At 60.8% G+C, this 5,936-nt stretch carries 6 protein-coding genes and 3 pseudogenes; 6 read left to right on the top strand and 3 right to left on the bottom strand.

The features are described from left to right. A partial coding sequence (locus OWC48_RS45675; protein ID WP_282525880.1) for a transposase occupies positions 1 to 320 on the top strand: 320 nt, incomplete at its 5' end. Positions 321 to 448: 128 nt separating this feature from the next. On the opposite strand, the gene OWC48_RS45670 is transcribed toward OWC48_RS45675, so the two are convergent. The 3 genes from OWC48_RS45670 to OWC48_RS45660 all read right to left on the bottom strand — a co-directional run bounded on the left by OWC48_RS45670 (position 449) and on the right by OWC48_RS45660 (position 2,791). After that, on the bottom strand, positions 449 to 625 hold the full coding sequence (locus tag OWC48_RS45670; protein WP_282525879.1) for a hypothetical protein: 177 nt from the start codon (positions 623 to 625) through the stop codon (positions 449 to 451). Positions 626 to 731: 106 nt separating this feature from the next. Beyond that, the gene (locus OWC48_RS45665; RefSeq protein WP_282525878.1) at positions 732 to 2,066 is read right to left on the bottom strand and encodes an IS5 family transposase; all 1,335 of its coding nucleotides are present in this window, start codon (positions 2,064 to 2,066) and stop codon (positions 732 to 734) included. A 185-nt stretch (positions 2,067 to 2,251) separates the two neighbouring features. After that, a complete protein-coding gene (locus OWC48_RS45660) occupies positions 2,252 to 2,791 on the bottom strand; it encodes a transposase DNA-binding-containing protein (RefSeq protein ID WP_282525877.1) in 540 nt (179 codons plus the stop codon). Positions 2,792 to 3,345: 554 nt separating this feature from the next. Between OWC48_RS45660 and OWC48_RS45655 the strand changes: the two genes are divergently transcribed. The 5 genes and pseudogenes from OWC48_RS45655 to OWC48_RS45640 all read left to right on the top strand — a co-directional run. Next, positions 3,346 to 3,972, top strand: a complete 627-nt coding sequence (locus OWC48_RS45655) for a transposase (protein WP_282525876.1) — start codon at positions 3,346 to 3,348, stop codon at positions 3,970 to 3,972. Positions 3,973 to 4,007: 35 nt separating this feature from the next. Continuing rightward, a pseudogene (locus OWC48_RS45650) lies at positions 4,008 to 4,532 on the top strand (transposase). 46 nt (positions 4,533 to 4,578) lie between these two features. Further along, positions 4,579 to 5,010: a transposase gene (locus OWC48_RS45645; protein WP_282525875.1), complete on the top strand. Its 432-nt coding sequence runs from the start codon at positions 4,579 to 4,581 to the stop codon at positions 5,008 to 5,010. 25 nt (positions 5,011 to 5,035) lie between these two features. Then, positions 5,036 to 5,146 (top strand): annotated as a pseudogene (locus OWC48_RS47315) (hypothetical protein); the annotation flags it as partial. Positions 5,147 to 5,652: 506 nt separating this feature from the next. Further along, positions 5,653 to 5,936 (top strand): annotated as a pseudogene (locus tag OWC48_RS45640) (integrase); the annotation flags it as partial.

Genomic DNA, 5,936 nt, shown 5'->3' with positions numbered 1-5,936 from the left:
TGGCCATCCTGCGTTGGTCGCAGCTCACCCGGATCGAGTGGCACTACATCGCGCCGGGCAAGCCGCAGCAGAATGCCTTCGTGGAAAGCTTCAATGGACGACTGCGCGACGAGTTGTTGAACGAGACATTGTTCTCGTCACTCGATCATGCTCGGGAGCTGCTCGCCGAATGGCAGGACGATTACAACACCGTTCGTCCGCACAGCGGGATCGGCAACCTGCCGCCATCAATCTACGCCAGGCTAACAGCGTCCGACATGCAACGGGACGGGACGCTGCGCTGTGTCGAGGGCTCGTTGGCTCGTCTGGCGCTCAAGTAACGTAAATACAGTGCTTCGCAGATGCGGCTTCAAGACGTTCAACTCCCCGTCCCCCTTCCCTAAAAGGGGGCGAAAATAAACGTCCTGCTACGCGCTTTGCGGCCGATCAGCCGCCCAGCCAGGCGGAATCAGGTGGGGGAGTTTGAGGTGACCTCACCCGGGGGAGTTTGACCGACCGTCGGGGTCCCGATGGGAGGTAAGACCGCGATCCGCTTGAACTTGATTTCCAGCGCGGCCTTCGTCGTCTCATCCTTGTCGTTGCGCACGTCGATGTAGTGCAAGCCTTTGACGCTGGTCTCTTCCATCTCGGTTGCAATCGTATGACCGCCATCGCCTGCCAGCCGATCGACGCAGGCGCGGACAAGGAAGTGAGCGCCAAGTCGTTCGTGAAGAACTGGCGCGGTGCCCGGCTCAAGCGATGTTTCGAGCCGGGACGGTCTCGAAGAGGGCTCGGATGATGACACGCAAGAGCTCTGCGAGCCATCGCAGCAGCAGGCCGAAGTTATAGCCGGCAGCGGCGAGAACAGCGTTGATGCGGTCGCCGAGGCGTCCCTTGAGATAATTTCGGTCCATGCGGTGCTCGGCCTTGACGTGGCCGATGACGGGCTCGACAGCCGCGCGACGCTTCATCTCGCGACGGATGGAAGCTGTGACGCGGCGGACCTGACCCGAGATCCAGACCCTGAACCGATGCGGGTGGTTGTGACCGCGATATCCTTTGTCGACGTGGATACGGCGAGCCTCCACGCCGATGAGCTTCTCCATGTCGGCGATTGCGGGACCGAGCGTGTGCCCATCGAAGGGATTGCCATGCAGGGCCTTGGCATGGAGCACGAACTGGCCGCCCTTCGGAGACGTCACGGGGGTGACGATGCTGACCTTGCAGCCGAACTCGTAGGGCGCGCGGGCTTTACCCTTGCCGATGCACTCAACCTCCGGAGCATGTAACGCATAGACCTTCGGACCGCGCTGATGCTGATCCTGGCTGCGCACCTGCTGCGCTAAACCGAGCAACGGGCCGAAGCGAGCTTCCAGCACCGTATCGCCATCAATCTTGCGGCGGATGTCGCGGATGAGCCGGCCAAGCCGTGTCCGCAGGAACTTGAGCTGCCGCCGGGCGCGTTTGAACTGGTGGGCGTGGGTATAGCGGCCGGTCATGATGGCGGCGCGCTTGGCCAGGCGCAGATAGCTCTGGCGCAGCGGCACACGGTTGCGCTTGGCGAGCCCGACCAGCTTGATGATTGCTCGATGCAGCAGCCGCGCGTCGGTCGGATGTGCAACCGCCTTGGGCTGCACTGTGGTATCGACGACCACCCGTTCCAGGTCCTTGGGACCGATAGCGCCGGTCTTGTGCGCCACTGAAAGACTTTCCTGGATCAACGCGACGAGCTGTTCCTCGCCGAGCCGCTGCCGCCATCGTGTCATCGACGATCGATCGAACGGCAGACGGTGGCAGAAGCTCAATTCGCCGCAGAAGTATTGGTAGTAGGGGTTCTCGATCCAGCGAGCGCACAGCACCTCATCCGATAGGTTGTGCATGTGCTTCAAAATGAACAGGCCGGCGACTAGCCGCGTCGGCAAGCCCGGCTGTCCCGACCCTGCTTGGCACACCGAACTGAAGCGCTCATTCAGGATGTTCCAGTCGATCAGCGCTGCCAACCGCACCAGCGGATGACCCATGTCGATGATCTGATCGAGCGCCGGAAGCAACAGGTCTTTCTGGCGATCATCCCGCGGCTTGCTCATCGCATTCCCCAATGTCGACGACGCCGTCAGGGAATCACGAATCGCCCAAAAGCAAAATCCTAAAACGCAAGAAAGCGAGGTCCAACACCCCGCTTTCCTGCAAAATCGAATACTACATCAAGATCAATTCTGCTTATTTCTCAGGTCAATCCGCATTCTTCACGGACGACCGCCAAGCTCCTGCGTCAGGCAATAAATTCGTAGATGTCGCTTTCGCGGTCGCCGATATGAATGCAACGCGCCGGCTGTCCGAGCCGCTCGATCGACTGCTTGAGATTGTCGAGCCAGCGAACGCTTTCCTTCTTCTCAATCGGAACGCGGGTCGGGTTGATCTTCTTCTTGAGCTGCGCCGTACCTTTGAACTTTTTCCGTGTCCAGAACTTCACCGCCGCCAGTCCCAGCGGCAGGCCCTCGACAGTCACGGCGAGACTGGAATGCATCAGCATTCCGCAGACCGTGTGATGGCGCCAACGGCCGTCCTTGCCCCGGCCGCTGTTGACGCTCTTGGTCAGGCCAATAGCGCTCGTGTTTGCGCGCTGGTAGGAGAATTCCGTCGTGTCCTGAATAAGGAGGATCGGGCCTCTACAATCATCGTAACGCGCGCGCGTGGCGGCGAAGTGACCGCTGAGGATGTCGGCTTCCTCCACGCGCTCGTTGGCGAAGAAGCGGTAGGCCGCCTTCGTGTTCGCCCAGTCCTGGCACGCGAACGGTATGCTCCCGCCCATGCCGTCACCAATTTGCTTCGCAGTTCGCTAAATCGTTGACCGAGACGGGCATCCTTGAACGCTGTCTTGTCGATCTCTCGCTCCGTCCAATGTTCGACGGCATTTTCATCACCATCATCCGGGCCGGCCGACCAGCGACACGCTCTTCCGCTTGAACTCATCAAGGCACCTCGTCGTCGGCGATTCAGGTGCACGACAATGAATCACAAGCGATTCATCCGATTCAAGATTTTTTGATCAGGACTACCGCAATCGAATCAAAGCATTTGTGGGTAATTGAAAGCCGGTGACGGCCCTTGGTTAGGTCATCTTGAGCGGATAAGCAGCGGATTGGCTCGCCAACCGGATCCGCGCCGCTAGCCCGCGGGTGCGGGAGGGCCCGGCCGGCAATCTGATCAGCCGCACGCTGAGCGTGCCCGGCGGATTGGATTGCGAGGGCTCCAAAGGAATCTATGGTAGTGTGCGTGAGGTTCTGCAAAAGCTGAGCGGCTGGAGCGGTCATGGTAAGTCCGGTGGTTGGAACTATCACCACTCGTAGAGGAGCAAGGACCACCATGACCGTGACGAAGATTAGGACGGATGTATCTGCCGTCAAACAGCTTTTGGCGTCGGACAAGGAGTTCCTCAAGCCGCTGATCCAGGCCGCCGTGCAGGAGACGCTGGAAGCCGAGATGGCGGAGACGCTGGGGGCGGAGAGAGGGGAGCGGACCGAAGCTCGGCTCGGCTATCGGTCCGGCTACTACATACGCTCCCTGATCACCCGGGTCGGCAGGATCGAGTTGAAGGTGCCGCAGGACCGGCAGGGGCGGTTCTCGACCGAGCTGTTCGAGCGCTATCAGCGCTCGGAGAAGGCGCTGGTTGCGGCCTTGGCCGAGATGTACGTGCAGGGCGTGTCGACGCGAAAGGTGAAGTACGTCACCGAGGAGCTGGTGGGGCATGCCTTCTCGGCCTCGGCGATCAGCGCGATCAACAAGCGGCTGGATGCGTCGCTGAAGGCGTTCTGCGAACGCAAGCTCAAGGAGCCATTCCCCTATCTGATCCTGGACGCGCGCTATGAGCGGATCCGGGAGGATGGCATCATTGCCAGCCACGCGGTCCTGATCGCGATCGGGGTTGACTGGGAAGGCCGGCGCCAGGTGCTTGCGGTCGAACTCGCCAACCGGGAGAGCCGGTCGAGCTGAAAGGATTTTCTGGAGACATTGAAGGCCCGCCCTGCATGGGGTGGAGTTCGTCGTCTCCGACGACCATCCCGCGCTTAAGAGGCCATCCCCGAAGTCCTCACCGGCGTTTCTGGCAGCGCTGCTACGTGCATTTTCTCAGGAATGCGCTCGACTATGTGCCTCGGAAGGTCGACGACGATTGCCTGCTCGAACTGTGCTAGATGTATGACCGGCGCGACATCGCTAAGGTGCGGCGCGATCTGGCCGCCCGGCTCGGCAAATGGGGCGGCAAATATCCCAACCGGCTGGGTGGAAGAGAACATCGAGGAGACGCTGACCTAGTTCCGTTTGCGGCTGGCGCACCGCAAGCACATGAAGTCAACAACATGCTGGAGCGTCTCAACGAGGAGATCAGGCGGCGCACCTACGTCGTGAGAATCCTCCCCAACGGCGAGAGCTGCCTTCGGCTTATCCGCGCGCTGACCGTCGAGCGCCACGAAGCCTGGCTCGAGGACCATCGCTACTTGAACATGGATCTCCGTAAGCGCTTAGTCGGAACCCTTGCTTCGGGATCTCGATAGCTATGCGAAGAAGCGAAGAAGCCTCCGGCTTGGACGGAGGTTTGAGATGGGATTGGACAGCAAAAAGGACGTCCATTTAGACGGCCCATCGGCAGGGTCGGTGAGCCAGCTGGAAGTTCTTGAAGGACCGTCGGGGCGCCGCGTGCGTTCGGGAGCTGAGAGAGCTCGGATCGTTGCCGAGAGTCTGTTGCCCGGTGCCCAGGTGTCCGAGGTTGCGCGCAAGTATGGAGCGACGCGCTGGCAGATCTACGATTGGCGACGGAGGTTTCGACAGCAAGGCATGTTGCCGCCGTGCGAGACATCCCCGTCGACATTCGCGCCGCTGGTCGTGGACCGTGCGTTGGAGGAGCGTCAGGCTCCGGCGATCAAGCTTGAGATCGCGATCGATGATGTCGTGTTGCGGACGGATACGGCCATTGATGGTGCAGCTCTCCCGGGTGATCCGTGCGAGCATCACGATGATCGCGGCCGGTGCTGATCTGAAGATTTAAGTTGCAACGCGACCGGTCGACTTCCGCTGTGGCCACGATGGACTTGCGGCCAAGGTGCAGGAGATGCTCCGTCTCGACCCGTTCTTATGTGTCGGACGAGATTATGTGGCGGAGGCGCCCTAACGCCAGCCAGGGCCGGCCACGGCTGGATTCCACCGCCACATAATATTTTGTGCCCCTTGTGCGGACGCAGGATCCCCCTGCGCCGTAACGCCGGAGGGGCACAATGCTCGAGTTCTATTTTTCGTACCGTGGGGTACTTAAACGCCTTCGTGACGGGGCGCTCGGCGCCGAGATGGATCGCATCGCGGGGCACTTTTTCTCGCTCGGTTACAAGCAAGCATCCGCTAAGCTTTATCTGAGCCGGATCGCGCGGTTCGGCCGTTTTGTTGCAGCACATTGCGGTTCACGGCCGATCGGCGAAGCTATCGTCGATAGCTATCTATGCACATTCACCACGGACTCACCGCGGATTGCGGCAGTGTCTGCGCTCCAACACGCGCGACGGGTGGCGCCCGAACGATTCATTGCTTCGACGCCCATTGTAGTCGATGATCCGGACGCTCCGCTTTTGCGCTCCTTTTCTGACTATCTGAGCAGGGTACGAGGCCTTGAGCCAAGGTCCCGCGATGGCGTTCCTTGCCGCTGTCGAGTATCGGCTGTCGCTCTCGGCGACCTCCGGCACTCGCACGGCGGCGATCTCTCACATCCGAACGTTTCTCCGCTTTCTGCATTGGGGTGGCCACCACGAGCAGGATCTGGCTCCCGTCGTCCCAAGAACGCCATATTGGCGACTGGCCCATTTACCGCCCCGGCTTTCGTGGGATGATGTTCGCCGCGCCATCGATGCGATCGGCAAGGCGACGCCGATCGACCTTCGCGATCGAGCTGTCCTGTTGTTGCTCGCCACCAC

Source organism: Bradyrhizobium sp. Arg816 (assembly GCF_029989365.1).
GTDB lineage: Bacteria > Pseudomonadota > Alphaproteobacteria > Rhizobiales > Xanthobacteraceae > Bradyrhizobium.
Note: the sequence above shows the minus strand (reverse complement) of the source record. Positions and strands in the feature narration are given on the sequence as shown.